We start from the raw sequence: 20,452 nt of genomic DNA, 5'->3' as shown, positions 1-20,452 counted from the left end.
CAAGCGACATCGCATGGATTCGTCGCCCCCGCGAAGGCGGGGGCCCAGCGGCGTTTTGGAGGACCGGTGACGCAGCGTCGAGAGTCACTGGGTCCCCGCGTACGCGGGGACGACGTGGCAACAAGCGACATCGCATGGATTCGTCGCCCCCGCGAAGGCGGGGGCCCAGCGGCGTTTTGGAGGACCGGTGACGCAGCGTCGAGAGTCACTGGGTCCCCGCGTACGCGGGGACGACGTGGCAACAAGCGACATCGCATGGATTCGTCGCCCCCGCGAAGGCGGGGGCCCAGCGGCTGTCGCAACGAAGCCGCCCTGCAACAACGTCAATGAAAATCCCGGCTGCCCGCCACCAGCCGGCCCAGCAGCGGACTGAGGTCGACCAGTTCCTTGGCGATCAGATGCCGGACCTCGCCCTGCCGCTGCCAGGTGCCGACCACGCCGAGCAAGGCCGCGCCGAGCACCTCCTTGCGCTGGCGGTCGACCAGGTCGGGCCACAGGATCACGTTGACCGAACCGGTCTCGTCCTCGATCGACGAGAAGATCGTGCCGCTGGCGGTGCCGGGCCGCTGGCGCACGGTGACGATGCCGCAGGCGCGCACCCGCCGTCCATTGGGTAGCCGGGCCAGATCGCGCGCGGTGGCATAGCCCATCGCCGCCAGGCGCCGGCGCAGCAGCGTCAGCGGATGGGCCTTCAGCGACAGGCCGAGGCTGGCGTAGTCGTCCACCAGCTCCTGCCCCAGCTTCGGCGCCGGCAGCGCCAGCGCGCCCTCGGCCGGCGGCGCGCTGTGCAGCAGGTCGCGATGCGCGGCCTGCACCGCCGCGGCGCGCGCCTGCCAGCGGGCCTGGCGGCGATGGCCGGCCAGCGAGCGCAGCGCATCGGCCGCGGCCAGCACGTCGATATCGTGCCGATCGAGCCCGGCGCGCAGCACCAGGTCCTCGACGCTGGCGAAGGGCCGCTCGAGCCGGGCCTGTTCGATCCGCAGCGCCGCGGCCTCGCGCATGCCCTTGACCCGGTTCAGGCCGAGCCGTACCGCGTCGTTCTCCAGCACGCTTTCCCAGCCGCTGACCGTCACGTCCGGCGGCAGCGACCTGACGCGATGGCGGCGCGCGTCCTGCACCAGCTGCGACGGCGAATAGAAGCCCATCGGCTGGCTGTTCAGCAAGGCGCAAAGAAAGGCCGCGGGATGATGGCGCTTGATCCAGGCGCTGACATAGACCAGCTTGGCGAAGCTCGCGGCGTGGCTTTCGGGGAAGCCGTATTCGCCGAAGCCCTCGATCTGCTTGCAGATCGCCTGCGCGAATGCATCCGGATAGCCGTTGCGGGTCAGCGCCTTGATCAGCGCATCCTGGTGTCGCTTCAGATCGCCCTTGCGCCGCCACGCGGCCATCGAGCGGCGCAACTGGTCGGCCTGGCCCGGCGTGAAGCCCGCCGCATCGATGGCCAGCTGCATCACCTGTTCCTGGAAGATCGGCACGCCCAGCGTGCGGCCCAGCACGCGGCGGATCACCTCGTTGTGATAGGTCGGCAGCTTGCCGGTGCGGCGGACCATCTCGCGCCGCTTCAGATAGGGATGGATCATGCCGCCCTGGATGGGCCCCGGCCGCACGATCGCGACCTCGACCACCAGGTCGTAATAGCGGCGCGGCTGCAGCCGCGGCAGCATCGATTGCTGCGCGCGCGACTCGACCTGGAACACGCCGATGGTGTCGGCCTTGCACAGCATGTCGTAGGTATCCTCGTCGTCCTGCGGAATGTCCTCCATGCGGCAAGGCAGCTGCGGATGCGCGGGATTCGGATTCGGGATCATCGCCAGCGCGCGCCGGATCGCGGTCAGCATGCCGAGCGCCAGCACATCGATCTTCAGCAGGCCCAGAGATTCGAGATCGTCCTTGTCCCACTGGATCACGCTGCGCTTCTCCATCGCCGCATTCTCGATCGGCACCAGCCGCGACAGCTTGTCGCGCGCGATCACGAAGCCGCCGACATGCTGCGACAGGTGGCGCGGAAAACCGCGCAGCTGCGCCACCAGGCTGGCCCACTGGCGCACCGCCGGCGAATCCGGGTCGAGCCCGTAGCGCGCAATGCGTTCGACGAAGGTGTGGCCGCTCTCCCACCACGCCTGGCCCTTGACCACCTGCTCGACCACGCCGGGGTCGATGCCGAGCGCGCGGCCCACGTCGCGCAGCGCGCTGCGGGCACGATAGGTGATCAGCGTCGCGGCCAGCGCGGCGCGATGGCGGCCGTACTGTTCGTAGATGTACTGGATCACCTCCTCGCGCCGCTGGTGCTCGAAGTCGACGTCGATGTCGGGCGGCTCGTCGCGCTCGCGCGAGATGAAGCGGCCGAACAGCAGATTGGTCTGCTCGGGGCTGACCTCGGTGATGTACAGGCAGTAGCAGACCACCGAATTGGCGGCCGAGCCGCGGCCCTGGCACAGGATGCCCTTGCCGCGGGCAAAGCGGACGATGTCGTAGACGGTCAGGAAGAAATGCTCGTAGCCCTTTTCCTCGATCAGCGCGAACTCGTCCTCGAGCCGTTGCCGCACCGATTGCGGAATGCCGTCGGGATAGCGCAGTGCCGCGCCGGCCAGCGTCTCCTGGCGCAGGTAGGAACTCGGCGTATGGCCCTTCGGCACCAGCTCCTCGGGATATTCGTAGCGCAGCGCATCGAGCGAGAAGTCGCAGGCCTGGGCGATCTTCACCGTCTGCGCCAGCGCCTCGCGCGGATAGAGCCGCGACAGGCGCTGCCGCATGCGCAGATGGCGCTCGGCATTGGGCGCCAGCGCGGTGCCGCAGGCGCCCAGCGGCTGCCCCAGCCGGATCGCCGTCAGCACATCGGCCAGCGGCTTGCGCGAGCGCACATGCATCTGCACCGCGCCGGCGGCCACCAGCGGCACGCCGGTTTCCGCGGCCACCGCCTCGAGCCGCTCGCGATGCAGCGCGTCGGCATGTTCCTGCAGCAGCTCCAGCGCAATCCAGACGCGCTCGCCGAAGACCGCCCGGCACCATTGCGCCTGCGCGCGCAGCGTGTCGGGGTCGGCGCAGTAGTCCGGCAGCAGCAGCGCCAGGCAATGCGGCATGCCGAGCAGATGCGCTTCTTCGGCAGCGGGATCGCTGATGTCGTGCTGGTACAGCTGGTAGCTGCCCTTGTCGGCGCGCCGGCGTCCGAGCGTGATCAGCTCGCACAGATTGCCGAACCCCTCGCGGTCCTGCGCCAGCAGGATCAGCCGGATACCGGAGGGGACATCGGACGGGACGTCGCGCTGCCGCAAACCCAGTTCGCCGTTGCCCTCCCCCGCATCCGCCTGCAGCGTCATGCGGCTGCCGATCAGCAGCCGGAAGGCTTCGGCCGCCTCGGCCCGGGCCAGCAGGCGCGCATGCCGGCGCAGGAACTCCGGCTGGACCGTCCCGCCTGCCGGCGGATCGGCCATGGCAGCGGCTGCCCCCGGGCCTGACGATGGCGCCGCGAGCCACATTTCGTTGTCGTCATCGTCGTATTCGTCATCGTCGTCCGCGTCGTCGGGTGAGGCGCCGGCGGCCATCCTCGCCAGCCGCGCCGCACTGCGCTCCACCGCCTCGCGGGTACGCTCGCGCAGCGTCTTCAGCGCGTGATGCGCCCGCGCCGTGCCAGCCACCGAGGCCTCGTCGGTCAGCGCCAGCCCGCGATAGCCCAGCGCCAGCGCGCGTTCGATCAGCTCCTCGGGATGAGAAGCACCGGTCAGGAAGGTGAAGTTGGAAATGCAGTGCAGCTCCGCGTAGTCGGGCAGGCTGCCAAGCAGCAGCGACGCCAGCGATGGCGGCAGCGACGACGTGGAAAACGGGGGTTGGGGTGGAGCTTGGGACACAACACTGCGAGAAGGAATGCCTTGGATTGGCACTGTATATTTATACAGTATTTGCCTTCGAGAAGGCAAGACACATCACGCCCCATGCCAGCACGGCGGCCAATGAAAAAGCCTCCCGAAGGAGGCTACTGAAGAGGCACCGTCACCAGTCCCGACGTATTTTTCAGGACTCCCAATCTTCTACCGAGATACCAGGCACACGCTGGAACTCCCTCACATTGTGCGTAATCAGCGTGAGCTTGCGGGCGACTGCTTGCCCTGCAATCAGGACATCGTACGGTCCTATGGGTGTGCCGGCGGCTGCCAACATCGCCCGCAATTCCGCCGCATGGCGTGCATCCTCACGGTCGAAATCCAGGACTTCGAACTGCAATGCCTCCACTCGGGCCAGATTTTCGGCAGTGCGCTGTCCCTTGTACGCTCCATAGAAGAGCTCATGCGCCACGATTGACGGGATGCCAAAATCCCGGGGCTGATGCTGGCGCAGGTGCGAAAGGACGCCGGTGTGGCCTTTCATGATGGCGATCACGGCGTTGCTGTCGAGCAGATATCTCACTTGAAAAAATCCAGCTCGGGGCGATCCTGTTCAGCGGGCTGCTCGTTGACCGCCTGCACAAAGTCTTCGTCGACGGGACCGACGACCTGATCGAGCCATTTCCAATCGTCGGCGATGGGTTCGAGAATGACCGCATTGCCGTGGCGGCGAATGCGAACTTCGGCGCTCTCGAAGCGAAAGTCCTTTGGCAGACGGACGGCCTGGGAGCGGCCGGACCAGAAGATCTTTGCGGTTTCCACGCTACCCTCCTGTTTGATGTATATCAAAAAGATATACCAATAGTCGGGCGATAGCAAGTCGCGGAAGTGCATTGAGGCCCCTCGGCGGAGAACATACGCGCTCTCCTCACCCAAACAACCCCTGCAAAAACCACCGGTACTCCCCCTCCTCGTCCCCCTCGCGCCCCGGCCGTTCTCGATAGACCCAGCAGCGCAGGCCGTCGCTGCGTTCGGCGATGAAGTAGTCGCGCGTGGCGAGGGCGCCGTCCCACCAGCCTGACTCGATGCGTTCGGGTCGGGACAGCAGCGTCAACGGGGTGCCGTGGCAGGGGCGATGCCGGCGCACCGGCAGGCGCAGCGGCGGTTCGAGCAGCCACAGCGGGCGGTCGGGCAAGGCAATCCCATCGGCCGCAATCATCGAAGCGCGCGGCGAAGTGCGCGGTGATGCGTTGGCGCGGCCCGCGCCGGCTTCGTCGACCGGCCGCCAGCGGTTGGCGCATTCGGGCCGATGGTCGGCCAGCGGATGCGGCTGCAGCACGTTCTCGCGGCCCAGCCGCGCCACCAGCGTATCGAGCACGCGGCCGAGTTCGGCCTGCCCGCCGCCCGGCTCGGGAAACAGCGTGTCGCTCTGCGGCAGGCATTCGGCCACGGTCTCGACCTTCAGCATCAGGCCGACCACCGGCGCATCGAACTGCAGCCGGTCGAGCTTTTCCTGCAGCAGCCGCGACAGATGCCCGGGATCGCGGCTGGGCTGGGCCAGGCTGACCGTCACCGGCGTGGCGGCGATGGCGGCGTCGCGCCGCTGGCGTTCGTGTTCGAGCCGCAGCACGAAGCGCGTGACGCCGGCCTGATGCACGGTGAGCCAGCCGGCCACCGCCTGCAGCAGACGCTGCGCGCCGGCCAGCACGCCGGCGGCCGACTCGGTCCGCCCCGGCAATTCCATCCGTTCGGCGAAGGCCGGCGGCGCGGCGAACCAGCCGAGGCGCGCCGGCGTCTCGCCATAGGCCTGGTCCAGCCGCGCCAGCAGGTCCGTGCCGAGCCGGCGCTGCAGTCCCGCGCGCGGCAGCCAGCGGACCTCGCCCATGGTGCGGCAACCGATGCCGTCGAGCCAGCGCGGATCGGCCAGGCTTGCCAACATCTCGACCGGCAGCCGGTCCAGCAGCCGCGCCATCCGCTCGGCCCGCACCGCCCGCCGCGCGGGCCGCAGCACTTGGCCGCGGCGCCCCAGCCGCAGCGGCATCGCGGCCAGCCAGGCGGCGCCATGGGCGGTGGTGCCGCAGCCGATCTGGGCGAAGGTGCCGAGGCTGCGCACGCAGGCACGCACCGCGCGGCACAGCGCGCGATGGCCGCCGAACAGGCGCAGGCTGGCGGTCACGTCGAGCGCGACGGTGGCGGGGCCGAGTTCCTCGTCCAGCGTGACCTGCGGCGTGAAGCGCAGCAGCGCCAGCGCGGCCGCGGCCAGCAGTTGCGCTTCGGCGGCCGGGTCGCGCTCCAGATGGACGATCTCCGCCGACAGCGCCTGCACGCCGCCGCGCCGCATGCCGGCGGACACGCCCAGCGCCATCGCCGGCCGGTTGGCCAGCACCACCCGCTCCTGCTCCAGCACGACCGTCGGCACCGCATGGCTCAGCGTGCCGGTGTGGCTGCCGATGTGGCTGCCGGTGCTGCCCGCGGCCTCAGGCCAGCTGGGGTGCAGCGCGTCCAGCGGCAGGCGCGGCAGATGCACCGCGATCCAGAACGGCATGATCGGACTCGTGGAGGGATTCGTTGGCGCTGGCGGCCGCCGGGGTCATCGATTCGGACATCGACTCCGGCATCGATTCGGGCACCGGCTCGGCCACCGCCGAGCGCCCGGCCGGCACCGCCGGCATCGCGCCGAGCGGCAGGATCAGCGGGGTATCGCGCACCGGTCCGCGCCGCTTGTGGAACACGATCGACAGCGCATTGCCGGGCAGCGGCGACAGCAGCAGCCGCAGCACCGCCGGCGACGATTCGCGCAGGGCCGCGGCAGGACGGCAGACCCAGACCACCGCGTCGCTGGCCTGGGCCAGCACCTGCAGCCGCCGCACCGCCTCGGGACGGGCCGAAGGCAGCCACACCAGCACGCCGCCGAAGGCCTGGCTGCGCAGCACCTGCTCGGCGGCCCACAGCAGATCGGCCTGGCGGGCGGCCTGAGTGGCCTGGGCGGTCTGGCGAGCCGGACGCCTGCTCTTGGCGGCGGCCTGGCGGGCCGCGCCCTCCTCTTCGTTGGCCCGGACCCAATACACCTGCCGGGCCGGCAAACCCCAGGCCGCCAGCGCCGGCGCATTGACGGCATGCGGCGCGCCGATCCATACCAGCCGGCGCCCGGCCTCGGTCAGCGATTGCAAGGCCGGCCGCAACAGGCGCACTTCGCCGACGCCGTGGTCCGGCACCAGCAGCTCGGTCACCGCGCCGACCGGCCAGCCGCCGCCAGGCAACTGTGCCGACAGCGCGTCGTAGCCGGTCGGCCATACCGGCAGCGAGGCGGCGCGGCCGAGCTGGCCGGCCCGCCACAGGTCGGGATGGCGCCGCTCCAGTTCGGCCAGCGCGCGCTGGCGATCCAGCGGGGCTTGCGGCAGGGAAGGCGGTGACGTGACGGCAGGCGATGACGCAATCATGGTGGTCTCTAGGTCTTTCCGTGCACCATCTGTGCGTTGGTGTGCGCTCTTGTGCGCTGTTGTGCGCTTCACAGCGCCGGAAAGACTCGGCTTTCGGATACTGTATGTTTATACAGTATTTTGACCGAACTCAACAGAGACCCACCGCCGGACTCGGGAAAGTCAACTTCCGATCCGATGCCCCGCCGCCTCCTGGCGGATCCATGCCACCACCTTCAACACATCGGCACGCGGACGCTCGTCCGCCTGGATCAGCCAGTAGCCGAAGCTGTCGCCCGAAGCCGGCGGCGGCGCGGCGACCACGCCGAGCTGCCTGTCGTCGAGCAGGTCACGGATCAGTTCCAGCCGCCCCAGCGCGACGCCCTGTCCCGCCAGCGCGGCCTGGATGACCTGGTCGTACTGGTTGAACTGCGTCATCGCGCGCGGCTTCGCTCCCTGCCAGCCGCGCTCCTCGAGCCAATGGCGCCAGCGCAGCCGAGGATTGGTGTCGTCGTCGAGCTCGAGCAGATTCAGGCCCTGCAGCGTCCGCACGCTGTCGATCGCCGCGACGCCCAGCGCGGGATGCGCGACCGGCACGATGGTCTCTCCGAACAGCGCGATCGCGCCCGGCGGCGCATGGTCGGCGGCGCAGTAGCGGATCGCCAGATCGATCTGCTCGGCGCGCAGGTCCGCCACCCGGTTGCTGGCCGACAGCCGCAGCTCCAGCCCCGGATGCGCCTGCTGCAAACGCCCCAGCCGCCGCAGCAGCCACAGCCCGGTGACGCCGACGCTCGCGGTCAGCGTGACGGGCCGCTGCGCGACCTGCACGCGCAACTCGCCGACCACGTCCTGGATCTGCTGGACCGCGGCGTTGGCACTGCGGAACAGCCGCTCGCCGGCACCGGTCAGCGCGATCGCGCGATGCCGGCGCACCAGCAACTGCACGCCCAGTTGCGCCTCCAGCGCGCTGATCTGCCGGCTGACCGCCGACTGGGTCAGGCACAGGTCCTCGGCCGCGAGCGTGATGCTCATGCGCCGGCCAACGGCAACAAATCCCTTGAGCAGATCGAGCGACGGCAAGCCGACGAGGTGTTGCATGGCGGTCCTTTCTATCTTTCGCATTCCTCTATCGCATGCGAGCGGACAAAGAAATCAATTGAGCTGCACACATGCAGCCGGCTTAATGGAATCCGGTGGATGTCACCGCATGCTAACCGCTCATTCGAAGGCCGTCACGACCATGCCCCATTCCCGCTCTCCCCTCGGCGCCGCCTCCCCCGCTCCCCGGCTGTCCGCCACCGATCCGCTGGTGCTGGTCGTGGCCGGCGGCCTGATCCTCGGCCTCGCGCTCGGCATGCGCCATGTGCAGGGCCTGTTCCTGCTGCCGATCACGATGGAGCGCGGCTGGACGCGCGAGGCGTTCGGCTTCGCGATGGCGGTGCAGAACCTGGTCTGGGGGCTGGCGCAACCGTTTGCCGGCATGATCGCCGACCGCTTCGGCTCGGCTCGCGTGATGCTGGCCGGTCTGCTGCTGTATGCGCTGGGGCTTTACACGATGACGCAGGCAAGCACCGCCGTCGCCTTCGTCTGGAGCGCCGGCATCTGCCTCGGCCTGGCGCTGTCGGGCACGACCTTCGGCGTGGTGTTCGCCGCGCTGAGCCGGCTGGTCAGCGCCGAGCGACGCGGCTGGGCGCTGGGCGTGGCCGGTTCGTTCGGCGGACTCGGCCAGTTCCTGCTGGTGCCGGCGGTGCAGGCGGGCGTCGAGCGGATCGGCTGGAGCGCCGCGCTGTGGTCGATGGCCGTCTGCGCGCTGGTGGCGCTGCCGCTGGTATGGCCGCTGCGCGAACGCGGCGCCCGCGCAGCCGAGGCAACGACGACAGCATCGGCGGCGGCATCGGCAGCGCCGCAGGAGAACCCCGACGGCAACCGGCAATCGATGCGCGCCGCGATCCGCCAGGCCTGCGGGCATCGCGGCTTCTGGCTGCTGAACATCGGCTTTCTGGCCTGCGGCTTCCAGCTCGCCTTCATCGCCTCGCACCTGCCCGCCTATCTGCTCGACCGCGGGCTGTCCGCGCGCGACGCGGTGATCGCGCTGGCGATCATCGCGCTGGCCAATATCGCCGGCACCTATCTGTGCGGACTGCTCGGCAACCATGTGCGGCGGCATCGGGCGCTGGCCGGGATCTATCTGCTGCGCACCGCGGCGATCGCGCTGTTCCTGCTGGTGCCGCTCTCCAGCGTCAGCGTCTTCGTGTTCGCCGCGGTAATGGGCTTCGTCTGGCTGGGCACGGTGCCGCTCACCAGCGGGCTGGTCTCGCAGGTGTTCGGCACCCGCTATGTGGCGACGCTGTTCGGCTTCGTCTTTCTTGGCCATCAGCTCGGCTCCTTCCTCGGCGTCTGGCTCGGCGGCTATCTGTTCGACCGGACCGGTTCCTACGATCTGGTGTGGATGGGCGCGATCGTGGTCGGGCTCGGCGCGGTCGTGCTGCACTGGCCAATCGACGACCGGCCGGTCGGTCACCGGGAAGCGGCGATGGCGGCGGCGTGAACGCTGCGGCGCGGCCGTCATATCGAAGGGAAACGTTGTCCTCGATTTCCCTTAGTTGCCCTCGAACTGCCATCGTTTTCGTGTACGTTACGCCGTTCAAAAACATGACAGGGAGACATGGATGACGCTGCACCGCAGTGATGCAGGAGAGCCGACGATCGTGGCCCTGGTCGAGGCGATGAAAGCCTGGCAGCGCGCGCTCGATACGACGCTGTCCACTTCCGGCCTGACCTACGTCAAATGGATCCTGCTGCGTGCCATCGCGCGCGGCGACTATGTGCGGCACCGCCCTTACCTCGGTGCAATCCTGATCGACGTCGAGATGGCCGAGCATCTGCTGGCCGAACTGCATCGCGATCGCTGGATCGGTTTCGTCGACGGCGCCGGCATGGCGTGCGGCCCCGCGCTGCCCGAGGGACAGCCGGTCGTTCCCGAGGCCGAGCGTGCGCGCGTGCAGCGCATCGCGCAGTCGCTCAAGGCCCTGCATTCGGTGTCGGTCAGCCCGTTCAGCAGCGACGAACGCACGATGCTGTCGACGCTGCTGCAGCGGATGCAGGTCAACCTGAACGAATTCAGCGACCGGCGCGATGCGCAGCACGCGGAAGCGGCGAACGACGAGACCCCGCTGATCCGTGCCCACGCAATGCTCGGCGCTTCGGCCAGGACATCGACGTCCCCCCACTCCAGCTCGCACTCCAGCTCGCACACCGGCGCCCACTCCACGTCCCACGCCAAGACCGCCGAACGCGGCCCGCTGCCGGTCCGTCCGGCGCGCCGCAAATCGTCGCCTACCTCACTTCCCTGCCGAAGTTGAGGCAAGATAGAGCGCTGCACCGACACCGTCGGGCCCACCACGATCGCCACAAGAGGCCGCGATGACCAAGGTAATGCTGCTCGAAAACATTCACGAAAGCGCCAGCGAACGGCTGGCCGAGGCCGGACTGCAGGTCGACCGCCGCGCCGGTGCGCTGACCGGCGGCGAACTGCACGAAGTGCTGGCCGCCAACGAGCTGATCGGCATCCGATCGGCGACCCATCTGCATGCCGACGACATTCGCCACGCCGCGAATCTGCTGTCGATCGGCTGCTTCTGCATCGGCACCTCGCAGGTCGACCTCGCCGCCGCGACCGCGGCCGGCATTCCGGTATTCAACGCGCCGTTCTCGAATACGCGCTCGGTGGCCGAGCTGGTCGTCAGCGAAGCGGTGATGCTGCTGCGCCGGATCCCCGAGAAAAACACGCTGGCGCATGCCGGCAAATGGGCCAAGGGCGCGGCCGGCGCGTTCGAGGCGCGCGGCAAGACGCTCGCCATCGTCGGCTACGGCAATATCGGCTCGCAGGTCGGCGTGCTGGCCGAGGCGATGGGCATGCGGGTGGTCTACTACGACGTGCAGCCGCGGCTGTCGCTGGGCTCGGCCAAGGCGGCCGGCTCGCTGGCCGACGCGGTCGCGCATGCCGACGTGGTGACGCTGCACGTTCCGGCGACGCCGCGCACACGCAATATGATCGACGCGACCGTGCTGGCCGCCTTCAAGCGCGGCGCGATGCTGGTCAACGCCTCGCGCGGCAGCGTGGTCGATATTCCCGCGCTGGCCGAAGCCTTGCGCCAGGGACGGCTCGGCGGCGCCGCCATCGACGTCTTCCCCAGCGAACCGAAGAACAACAAGGACGCCTTCGTCAGCGAACTGCAGAACCTGCCCAACGTGCTGCTGACCCCGCATATCGGCGGCAGTACCGAGGAGGCGCAGCAGAACATTGGCGTCGAGGTCGCGGCCAAGCTGGTCAATTACCTGACCACCGGCGCCACCATCGGCGCGGTCAATTTCCCCGAGGTCGATCCCGGTCCGGTCGATTGTCCGGCGCGGCTATTGAACGTCCACGGCAATGCGCCGGGCGCGCTGGCGGCATTGAACACGCTGCTCGCGCGCGAGGGCATCAATATCGCGGGACAGCATCTGGAGACGCGCGGCACCACCGGCTATGTCGTCACCGATCTGGACAAGGCGCCATCGGCCGAGCTGGAGCAGGCGCTGGCCGCGCTGCCCGGCGTGCTGCGGCTGCGCGTGCTCAGGCGCGAGGAGGCCGGCGTGGCCGGCGCGGCCTCGTAACCGGTTGATGGTGGATTTCGCAGGTCAGGCGGCTGGCGGCTGGCGCCGGCTGCCCCACAGCAGGATCGCGCTGATGACCCAGCCGCAGAAGAACAGCGCGTCGCCGAGCTGATTGAGCACCAGCGGCATCGCGTCGCCGCGGAACATCTGGGCCAGCATGGGTTCCGGCAGGCGCGACGCGATCCACAGAAATACGGCCGGCGCGCTGCAGTAGACGCCCGGCTGCCACCATGGCGCGCGCGTGTTTCCGGTGTCAGCCTGGCCCGATGCCGGTGCGCCGGCATCGCGCGGTGCCGCCGTGCGGTTGGCGGCGATCAAACCCTCATTGGCGGTCATGGCGCCCTCCCTGTTGTGGGCGCAATATTGCCCAAGGAGGCGGCGCGGCGCCATCGGCGGCTGTCTGACACGCGTGCGGTGGCGCACGCAACGTCAGGTTGCCGGCGGGCGGCGGGCGGGCCGCCGGACAAAACCGCCCGCCTCGCCGGCGCGATCAGTCCGGCGTCCAGCCCTTCAGATCGTCCATCTTCGCCGGCGATTCCCCGCTGTCGCGGCGGACGCGAATATCGTTCTCCACGTCGGTCACGCCGAACACATTGTCGACCAGGTCCTCGATGTCGTACTTCTCGTTGCGGTCGCGCACGGTGCCGCCGAGCTTGACGATGCCGCCGTCGACGTCGACCGTCACCTCGCTGACATCCAGCCCTTCGGCATAGGCCAGCCGTTCGCAGACGGCCTCGCGGACCCGCTCGTCGCTGCGGCGATAGCCCTTCGGGCCGACCCGGCGCTGCGGCCGGTCGTCGGTGCCGAAGAATTCGCTGACCGCCTCGCCGATGCGCCGGCCGATGTTGTACAGCGGACCATGTTCGTCGCGATCGTCGTCGCGTTCGCGGCGCTCGTCGCGGCCATAGTCACCGCGGTATCCGCCGCGATATTCGCCGCCGTAGCCGCCGCCATAGCTCAGCTCGCCGGCCGACAGCCGGCCGGCGTCGCGGCCCGACCATTCCTCGCGATAGTCACCGCCGTAGCGGTGTTCCGGCACCGCGTAGTTGCGGCCGGGCCAGTCGTCGTCGAAGCGATCCCAGCCGTAGTTCGACGTGCCGGCGTTGCTGTAGCCACCGCTGCGTTCGGCTTCGCGCAGCCAGTCCTGGTCTCGGTTGCGCATGCCCTGCCGCTGGCCGCCGCGCCACGTGGTCGTTCCGCTCGTTCCACCGTAGCGCTCGTCCTCGTCGCTCCATTCGTCGCCGCGCGTGCCGGTCGCGTACGAGGGGCCGGTGCCGGTCTCCAGCGCCGCGGCGCCGGAATAGCCGGACTGCCACGGGTCGGTGCGGTACTCGTTGCGGCGGGTCGACGATTCGCCGCGGCCATATCCGCTGCTGCCGGATTCACCGCCGTATTGGCCACCGTATTGGCCGCCGTATTGACCACCATATTCGCTGCCGGATTGCCCGCCGTATTGACGCCCATATTGGCTGCCGTATTCGCCGCCATATTCACCGCCATATCGGCCGCCATATCGGCCGCCGTACTCCGACCCATATTCGGAGCCATAGCCGGACTGGCTGCCACCGTATCCGCCGCGGCCATATCCGCGCCCATACTGGCTACGCCCATACTGGCCGCCACCGCCGCCTTGCCCGCCACCTTGCGCGCGGCCGTATGGACCGCGGCCTGACTGACCGCTGGTGTATTGCTCGCCGCTGTAGCGCCCCTCGCCATAGCCGCCGCTGCCGCGGTATGGCTGGCTCTGCCGGCCGGCTTCGCGGCCATAGCCGGTACCGTAGGTATCGTCGTCGTCGAACGCGCCACGCGGCGGGCCGCCCTCGCTGAGCTGGTAGGGCGTCATCTGCGCCCGGCGCCAGCGCGACTCCCACTCGTTGCCTTCCGATTCCGCCTGCCAGTCGTCCTGGGCCCAGCGTTCGGAGCGGTTGTCGCTCCAGCCATCGTCACGTTGGTCGTAGCCAGGCCAGGATTGGTCCGGCCGATTGCGTCGCATGGATTCGTTTCGCATATCGATCTCCTGCACGTGGTCCGGCGCGATGCGCGCCCGTATCCATGGAGCCGCGCAAGAACCGTACCGTCGCGGCGAACGGTCGCGCGCGGCGTGTCACGGCGGCGTCATCCAGGCAGGCGCTCTGGAACGCATCTTGCGAAACCGTCGATGCGTGCGAAGCGCACGCAGTGCCAACCATCCGCAAGGAGAAACGACGATGGCAACCCAGATGCAAGGAGGCGGCGCCCAGCGGTCAGGCGGCGTGCTACGCGATGTGATGACCGCACAGCCGGCCTTTCTGACGCAGGACGACACCATCAAGCGCGCGGCCGAACTGATGGCGCAGCTCGATGTCGGCGCGCTTCCCGTTTGCGACGGGCGCCGGCTGACCGGCATGGTCACCGACCGCGACATCACCGTGCGCTGCACCGCCGCCGGGGCCGACCCGGCCAACACCAAGGTCACCCAGGCGATGAGCGAGGACGTGCAGTGGTGCAGCGATGACGAGTCGATCGATACCGCCCGCGAGAAGATGGCGGCGCATCAGATCCGCCGTCTGGCGGTGATCGACAAGGACCATCATCTGGTCGGCATGGTGTCGCTGGGCGACCTGGCGGTGAAGACCGGCGATACCGGCGGCGCGGGCGAGGCGCTGGAAGGCGTTTCGCAGCCGGCCAAGCCGTCCCGCTGACGTCCCGCTGACGTCGAATGCCGCTTGCCTGCGGGCCGCGGCAACGACCGGGGCAACGACCGGGGCAACGACCGGGATTTACAAGGCTTGCAAGATTGCAACCCTCCCCCACCACCCGACCCTGACTGTCAATGGAGGACCCGATGCCAGCCAAATCGAAATCGCAGCAAATGGCCGCCGGCGCGGCGCTGTCGGCCAAGCGCGGCGACAGGAAGGTCGGCGAGCTCAAGGGCGCGTCGAAGTCGATGTACAAGTCGATGAGCGAGAAGGAACTGCACGACATGGCATCGACGCCCCAGAAGGGCAAGCCGGACCACAAGTCCGAGAGCTGACGCGCGTCACCGGCGTTGGCGCGCCGGCGGCGTTGCGTCGATGGAGACCCGCGATGACGACGATCGCATCCACCCCTCGCATGGCGGCCCAGTTACTGCTGGCCGCCGTGGCCGTGGCCACCGCGCTTGCTGCCGGACCGGTGTCGGCGCAGCCGTCCGCCACCTCGCCGCTGGCGACGCCGCCCACCGGCGCTTCCAAGCCGCCCGCGACGTCGCTGTCGACCGACGACCTGCGCTTTATCGACGAAGCGATCCTGACCGCCGCGATGGGCGTCGAGACCGCGAGCATGGCGCTCGAGGTCTCCGCCGATCCGACGCTGCTGGCCTACGCCCGCAGCGCCGCGCGCGACTACCGCGCGCTCGCGGCGGAACTGGCGCGCATCGCGCAAAGCAAGGGCGTTCAGCCCGAACAGCGGCTGCCCGAGGCGCCCGAGGTCACCAAGCTGCGTTCGCTGAAGGGCGCCGAGTTCGACAAGATGTTCGTGCAGATCGTCGCGGTCGACGCTAATCGGCAGGCGCTGGCGCTGTTCCAGCGACAGGCCGAGATCGGCAAGGATCCGGCGTTGCGGGCCTTCGCCAAGCGGTCGTTGCCGATGCTGGAAGAACGGCTGTCGCAGGGCAAGTCGATGTCGACGCGGACCATGACGTGGCGCAGCGGCATCGCCCAGCGCTGATGGCGCGGCCCCGCTGTCTCATTGGCCGGGCGCGTGAGAACCACCACGGCGCGCGCCCTTCTTTCCTTTCCTGATCCCGACGAGCACGCCCATGTCAAACGCCAATCCTTCGCAGCCCTCCCCGCCGGCCGGCACCGATACCGCCGCACAGGACGACGACCTGCTGCGGCAGGCACGCGAGCATATCGCCGAGGAATTCGGCGGCGCCATGCCGCAGGGTATCGAGGTCGGAATCGAGGACAAGCGCATCCGGCTGCGCGGACGCGTGGCCGACCTGCCGACCGCCGAGCGCATCGCCAAGGCGGCGGCGATCGGGCCTGGCATCCTGGGCGTCTACAACGAGCTGGAGGCGGCCGATCCAGGCGAACCGGCCAGCCCGATCGCCGGGGCCGAAGCCGCCGATGCGATCGACGCGCCGGAGCCCGGGGAGCGCGGAGAGCGCGGCGCACCGTTGCCGCCGGTGCCCGGGCCGATTCACCACAAGGTGTGAGAGGCGGCGGCAAGCTCGCCGCCGAGTGGGATGGGAATGTCGTTCCCGCGCAGGCGGGAACCCAGCGGCTTATCGGAGCTGCAAACGGAGCCGGAAGGCCGGAGCCGGAAGGCCGCTGGGCCCCCGCCTGCGCGGGGGCGACGGTGGCCAACCTAGGCCATGGCTCCCATCAGTTCTTCCTTGCGGGCGGCCATCTGCTCGGCCATCTCGCCCAATTCCACGTTCTTGCTGATGACCATCTTGAAGAGTTCGTTCTCCTCTTCCTGCACGTGGTGGTTGACGTATTCGGACAGCACCTTGTAGTTGGCCTCCAGCATCTCGCCGCCCAGATCGCCTTCGATGGCCGCGATCAGGTCCTTGGCGACCTGGTGTTCGACCTTCGCTTCATCGAGCATGTCGTCGAGCTTCTCGTGGACCCCGCGCAAGCCGGGATAGAAGATCTCCTCCTCGATCTGCGCGTGCACGGTCAACTCGTGGCAGGTCTGCTGCGCGATCTGTTCCTTCTCGGAACGCTCCTTCGCGCTCTCGAACGACTTGAACAGCTTCTTGACGTTGCGGTGGTCGTCGAGCAGCAGGCTCAGCGCGGCGCGTTGGGCGCTCGGAATCTTGGACTTGTCCATTCGAAACTCCTTTTATCGTGGTGGGGATTGTGCAGGCACTGCGTGGGTGGCCCTCGTTCGATGGCTCACCCTTGAGACTCGGTGCGGTCCGGCGCGACCCGGATCCGGTTCTCGATATCCGAGACGCCCTGGCAGGCGTCGACGCACGCTTCGATCTGCCGGCGTGCCATGCGGCTGCCGACCTGGCCTTCGAGCGTCACGTGGCCGCCTTCGACGCGAACCGACACCTCGCTGACGTCGAGCCCGGCGCGCCACAGGCGCTCGCAGACCCGATCCAGAATGCGATCGTCGGAATAGCTGACGCGGTTGCGCGCCGAGCCGGTCTCCGATCCGCGCGCCGCATCGCCCTGCCGCTGATAGCTGGGGTTCTCGTTCTTGAAGCCGCCGTAACTGCTTTGACCGGGATCGGCACTGCGGCTGCGCACCTCATCGCCAGACCGGTCGGTGCGGGTCCCCGGCGCGGCAAACGGTGCCCCGGTGACACTGCGTTCTCGCGGATTGCTGGTGGATTGCTGCATGCCTCGACTCCTTGTGCTCCGGTTGTATCGGATCGCCACGGACCGGGCGCTTCAGCGCTGCGCACCCGCGGCTTCGAGGCCAGACGCAATATCCATACCGCCGCCGCTCGCGTGGCCGAGCACGGGCTCCAACCGTGGCCAATCACCGCTGTCGGCGTGCTGCCGGCATTCGGAATTTCATGCGGGGGCCGCTTTCTACACACTTTTCCGATGTCCGCCGTGGACCACTCGGCAAAACGTGCAGATTTGACCAAGGCCGCCGATGGCATGGAATCTGCACACCGGCGGTCATTGACTCGGGAGGAAAACGAGATGAATGCCCATGAGGAGGCCGCACGCTTTCTGTTGCGGCATGGCCTGCAACTGGCTACCGCGGAGTCGTGCACGGCCGGCCTGATCGCCGCACGCATCGCCGATGTGCCCGGCTGCGGCGACGCGCTGCGCTGCGCGGTGGTGGCCTATGCGCCGGCGATCAAGCATCGCGTGCTCGGCGTTTCGCCGGAAACGATCCGCCGTTACGGCCTGACCAGTGAAGAGGTATCGCTGGCGATGGCGCGCGGGGTACTCGCGCTGACCGACGCCAACCTGGCGATCGCCAATACCGGCATTGCCGATGGCAAGGGAGACGACGGCACGCCGCCCGGTACGCAGTGCTTCGCCTGGATCTTCAGGCAGACCGGCCGCGGTAACGGCCGCACCGTCGAGTTTTCCGAAACCGTGCGGTTGCGCGGCAGCCGCAACGAGGTCCGCGAGGCCGCGGCCGAATTCGCGCTCGCGCAGATCCCCCGCTATTACGCGCTGGCACAGCAGCGGGAGCGCTGACCGAACCGCGGCGCCAACAGACGCGCCGCTGCCCTCTCCCCAGCCCTCTCCCCGCAAGCGGGAGAGGGAGACCACCGTCGGCATGGGAAAGGCCCGCTGGTTTGCTGCCCTCTCTCGCTTGCGGGAGAGGGAGAGAACACCGTCGGCATGGAGAAGGCGCGCTGGTGTGCTCCCTCTCCCGCTTGCGGGAGAGGGGCCGGGGGAGAGGGCATTGGGCACTGGCAAACCGCAGCGCTTGCGCCAGCTCAGCTGCGCCGCGGCAGATGGCAGGCCGGCAGGAACAGCGTCACCGTGGTCCCCTTTCCCGGCGCCGAGCGCACCGTCACCGCGCCGCCCGCTTCACGACAGAAATCGGCGACCTGGCTCAGGCCCAGACCGGTGCCGACCCCGTCCGGCTTGGTGGTAAACAACGGCTCCAGCGCCCGGTCCGCGACATGGGCAGGCATGCCGATGCCGCTGTCGCTGACCCAGATCCGCACGTAGACGCCCCGCATCGGCGTCGCGGCATCGGCAGCAGGACCGTCCGCCGCCTCATCGGCGGGCCCGTCGGCCGGCTCGTCGGTCCGCTCTTCCGGCCGTCGACGCTCTGCCCCATCGACAGAACCCTCCGCCCCGCGGCGCGCATCGAGCTCCGGCGGCAGCGTCGCCGCGCCGCTTGAGGCCGTGCCCAGATTGGCGGCACCGATCTCCAGCAGGCCGCCCTCGGGCATCGCATCGCGCGCGTTGGCCGCGAGGTTCAACAGCGCGAGCCCCAGCTCGCAACGGTCGGCATGGACCGGCAGGCAATCGGGACTGACCGCATAGCGCAACGCAATCCCGGGGCCGAGGGTCGCGCGGATCAGCGGATCGCATTGCTGCAGCTCCTCGTCGAGCGCGATCGACTCGCGGCGATGCTCGCGCCGCCGCACCACGCCCAGCAGCCGATCGGCCAGCAGCGCGCCGCTGGCCAGGCTCTTGCGGATGCCGGCCAGCGCGGTACGGTTGGCGCGGTCCGCCCTCTCGGCCCTCTCGGCCCTCTCGGCCCTCTCGGCCCTCTCGGCTCGCTCGGCCCGCTCCACCCGATCCCCCCGATCCGCGCCATCGCCCCCGCTGCGATGTCCCGCCCCGCCAGTGCGCAGGATCAGCACATCGGTATAGGCCGAGATCACCGCCAGCACATTGCGGAAGTCATGCGCGACCGAGGCGATCAGCTGCCCCATCGCCTCGAACTTGCGCGACTGCCGGTAGCGCTTCTCCAGTTGCTCTCGCCGCGCGCGTTCGTCGCGCCAGCGCCGCCGCACCGCCTCCTCCGCACGAATGCGCCGCAGCGCGCTCCACAACGACAGGGACAGCACCGCCGAGACAATGGCGGCAGCCAGCGAGGCGGGCGCCATGCGCCGCCACCAGGCGCGGTAGACCACGCGATACGGCACGCTGACCATCGCGCTGGCCACCCCGTCGCCGACCGGGTGGACCGCGACCAGCCAGGCATGGCCGTCGGCGCGCCCGACCCGCTCCGGTCCATCTCCCTCGCGCAGGTGCCGGACCTGGGCGGCGAACCGCGCGGCGTCCGGGTCTGGCCATGGATAGGCGGCCAGCACCGCGCCATCGCCGCGCACCAGCGCCGCGCGGTATCCATCGGTGTTCTCCAGCAATTGTCGGTAGAAGTCGGCGAAATAGGAAGGCCGCAGCGAGATCGACACGATGCCGGCAAGCCGTTGGCCGTGCATGCGCGGCATGCTCGCCTTGAACACCGGTTCGGGGATCACGCCGCCCAGCAGCACCGCGGACAGGTGCGCGGGCTCGCGCTCGAGCATGATGGCGCGATAGTCTTCCCGTCCCGCGATATTGAGAGGCGGAGCCGGATACAGCAGGCTGCTGGCCAGCAGCGTGCCATCGTCGCCGAAGATCCCCAGCGCGAAGGCCTGCGGCAGATCGCGGCCCATCCGCGCCATGCGCCGATGCAGCTCGAGCTCATGGTGCCGGATGTCCGCGTTGCTCCAATGCACGGTCAGGTCGCGCAGGCGCTGGTCGGCGAGGCGGTTGCTTTCCATCACCTTGCTCGCGTGTTCCTGCACCACCCGTGCGATCAGCACGCATTGCCGCTCGGCATCGGCGAACGCATCGCGCAGCGCGAGCCAGCCCCAGCCGGCAAGCAGGCACAGCGGCAACAGAACGGTACCGGCCAGCAGCAGTGCGGCCACGCGGCGGCGCAGCGGGTAGTCGGCGTGGGACTCGGCATGCGCGGCGGCCGGGGGCTCGGCCTGTGCGTGGGTGTCAAAGGTCTGCGGGGAATTCGACGTGTCCATGGCGTGAGCCGGGCGCGGCATCAGATCGCCGTTCGGCCGGGTGCGGGCCAGCTTAGTGAGCGCTGCCGAGGCTGCAAGACCGGCTGCGCCAGAAGCTATAGTTGCCGCCCGCCGGGGTCCGGGGCGGGACGATG

19 protein-coding genes are annotated in these 20,452 nt (G+C 69.2%); 8 read left to right on the top strand and 11 right to left on the bottom strand.

All coding sequences use genetic code 11. The features are described from left to right. Positions 1–323: 323 nt before the first annotated feature. The 6 genes from M1D55_RS02865 to M1D55_RS02840 all read right to left on the bottom strand — a co-directional run bounded on the left by M1D55_RS02865 (position 324) and on the right by M1D55_RS02840 (position 8,335). Positions 324–3,803, bottom strand: a complete 3,480-nt coding sequence (locus M1D55_RS02865; RefSeq protein WP_456281365.1) for an error-prone DNA polymerase — start codon at positions 3,801–3,803, stop codon at positions 324–326. Between the two features lie 205 nt (positions 3,804–4,008). After that, positions 4,009–4,401 (bottom strand): PIN domain-containing protein, encoded by a 393-nt coding sequence (locus M1D55_RS02860; RefSeq protein WP_456281050.1) that lies wholly within the window; start codon positions 4,399–4,401, stop codon positions 4,009–4,011. Next, positions 4,398–4,640, bottom strand: a complete 243-nt coding sequence (gene vapB, locus M1D55_RS02855; RefSeq protein WP_006577142.1) for a type II toxin-antitoxin system antitoxin VapB — start codon at positions 4,638–4,640, stop codon at positions 4,398–4,400. The genes M1D55_RS02860 and vapB overlap by 4 nt, the downstream gene beginning before the upstream one ends. Before the next feature lie 106 nt (positions 4,641–4,746). After that, on the bottom strand, positions 4,747–6,363 hold the full coding sequence (locus tag M1D55_RS02850; RefSeq protein WP_456281049.1) for a Y-family DNA polymerase: 1,617 nt from the start codon (positions 6,361–6,363) through the stop codon (positions 4,747–4,749). Next, positions 6,296–7,258 carry a translesion DNA synthesis-associated protein ImuA gene (gene imuA, locus M1D55_RS02845; RefSeq protein WP_064573935.1) on the bottom strand — a complete coding sequence of 321 codons (963 nt, stop codon included), beginning with the start codon at positions 7,256–7,258 and terminating at the stop codon, positions 6,296–6,298. Before imuA ends, M1D55_RS02850 begins: the two co-directional genes overlap by 68 nt. Before the next feature lie 162 nt (positions 7,259–7,420). Continuing rightward, positions 7,421–8,335 carry a LysR substrate-binding domain-containing protein gene (locus tag M1D55_RS02840; protein ID WP_456281048.1) on the bottom strand — a complete coding sequence of 305 codons (915 nt, stop codon included), beginning with the start codon at positions 8,333–8,335 and terminating at the stop codon, positions 7,421–7,423. A 142-nt stretch (positions 8,336–8,477) separates the two neighbouring features. Between M1D55_RS02840 and M1D55_RS02835 the strand changes: the two genes are divergently transcribed. The 3 genes from M1D55_RS02835 to serA all read left to right on the top strand — a co-directional run bounded on the left by M1D55_RS02835 (position 8,478) and on the right by serA (position 11,893). Then, the gene (locus M1D55_RS02835) at positions 8,478–9,785 is read left to right on the top strand and encodes an MFS transporter (protein WP_064574521.1); all 1,308 of its coding nucleotides are present in this window, start codon (positions 8,478–8,480) and stop codon (positions 9,783–9,785) included. A gap of 121 nt (positions 9,786–9,906) precedes the next feature. After that, a complete protein-coding gene (locus tag M1D55_RS02830; RefSeq protein WP_456281047.1) occupies positions 9,907–10,599 on the top strand; it encodes a hypothetical protein in 693 nt (230 codons plus the stop codon). Between the two features lie 61 nt (positions 10,600–10,660). Further along, a complete protein-coding gene (gene serA, locus M1D55_RS02825; protein WP_456281046.1) occupies positions 10,661–11,893 on the top strand; it encodes a phosphoglycerate dehydrogenase in 1,233 nt (410 codons plus the stop codon). 24 nt (positions 11,894–11,917) lie between these two features. Here the strand turns inward: serA and M1D55_RS02820 are convergent, their stop codons facing one another. Beyond that, positions 11,918–12,229, bottom strand: a complete 312-nt coding sequence (locus M1D55_RS02820) for a hypothetical protein (protein WP_006576889.1) — start codon at positions 12,227–12,229, stop codon at positions 11,918–11,920. 154 nt (positions 12,230–12,383) lie between these two features. Beyond that, positions 12,384–13,901, bottom strand: coding sequence for a BON domain-containing protein (locus M1D55_RS02815; protein WP_456281045.1), 1,518 nt, complete (start codon positions 13,899–13,901; stop codon positions 12,384–12,386). Positions 13,902–14,100: 199 nt separating this feature from the next. Between M1D55_RS02815 and M1D55_RS02810 the strand changes: the two genes are divergently transcribed. The 4 genes from M1D55_RS02810 to M1D55_RS02795 all read left to right on the top strand — a co-directional run bounded on the left by M1D55_RS02810 (position 14,101) and on the right by M1D55_RS02795 (position 16,070). Further along, positions 14,101–14,574 carry a CBS domain-containing protein gene (locus M1D55_RS02810; protein WP_082928328.1) on the top strand — a complete coding sequence of 158 codons (474 nt, stop codon included), beginning with the start codon at positions 14,101–14,103 and terminating at the stop codon, positions 14,572–14,574. Between the two features lie 143 nt (positions 14,575–14,717). After that, on the top strand, positions 14,718–14,906 hold the full coding sequence (locus tag M1D55_RS02805; RefSeq protein WP_006576892.1) for a DUF3008 family protein: 189 nt from the start codon (positions 14,718–14,720) through the stop codon (positions 14,904–14,906). Positions 14,907–14,959: 53 nt separating this feature from the next. Next, positions 14,960–15,580 (top strand): DUF4142 domain-containing protein, encoded by a 621-nt coding sequence (locus M1D55_RS02800; protein ID WP_006576893.1) that lies wholly within the window; start codon positions 14,960–14,962, stop codon positions 15,578–15,580. A 91-nt stretch (positions 15,581–15,671) separates the two neighbouring features. Further along, positions 15,672–16,070, top strand: a complete 399-nt coding sequence (locus tag M1D55_RS02795; RefSeq protein ID WP_064573947.1) for a BON domain-containing protein — start codon at positions 15,672–15,674, stop codon at positions 16,068–16,070. Positions 16,071–16,222: 152 nt separating this feature from the next. On the opposite strand, the gene M1D55_RS02790 is transcribed toward M1D55_RS02795, so the two are convergent. Both M1D55_RS02790 and M1D55_RS02785 read right to left on the bottom strand, forming a co-directional pair. Further along, complete coding sequence (locus M1D55_RS02790; protein WP_006576894.1) at positions 16,223–16,690, bottom strand: hemerythrin domain-containing protein; 468 nt, start codon at positions 16,688–16,690, stop codon at positions 16,223–16,225. Positions 16,691–16,755: 65 nt separating this feature from the next. Next, on the bottom strand, positions 16,756–17,208 hold the full coding sequence (locus M1D55_RS02785) for a BON domain-containing protein (RefSeq protein ID WP_082928329.1): 453 nt from the start codon (positions 17,206–17,208) through the stop codon (positions 16,756–16,758). Between the two features lie 312 nt (positions 17,209–17,520). Between M1D55_RS02785 and M1D55_RS02780 the strand changes: the two genes are divergently transcribed. After that, on the top strand, positions 17,521–18,030 hold the full coding sequence (locus M1D55_RS02780) for a CinA family protein (protein WP_064573951.1): 510 nt from the start codon (positions 17,521–17,523) through the stop codon (positions 18,028–18,030). Between the two features lie 245 nt (positions 18,031–18,275). Here the strand turns inward: M1D55_RS02780 and M1D55_RS02775 are convergent, their stop codons facing one another. Continuing rightward, positions 18,276–20,318: an ATP-binding protein gene (locus M1D55_RS02775; protein ID WP_456281044.1), complete on the bottom strand. Its 2,043-nt coding sequence runs from the start codon at positions 20,316–20,318 to the stop codon at positions 18,276–18,278. Between the last annotated feature and the right edge of the window lie 134 nt (positions 20,319–20,452).

It is taken from the genome of Cupriavidus sp. JZ107 (assembly GCF_053903255.1).
The sequence above is the reverse complement of the archived record's forward strand: the minus strand, read 5'-3'. Positions and strand labels throughout refer to the sequence as shown.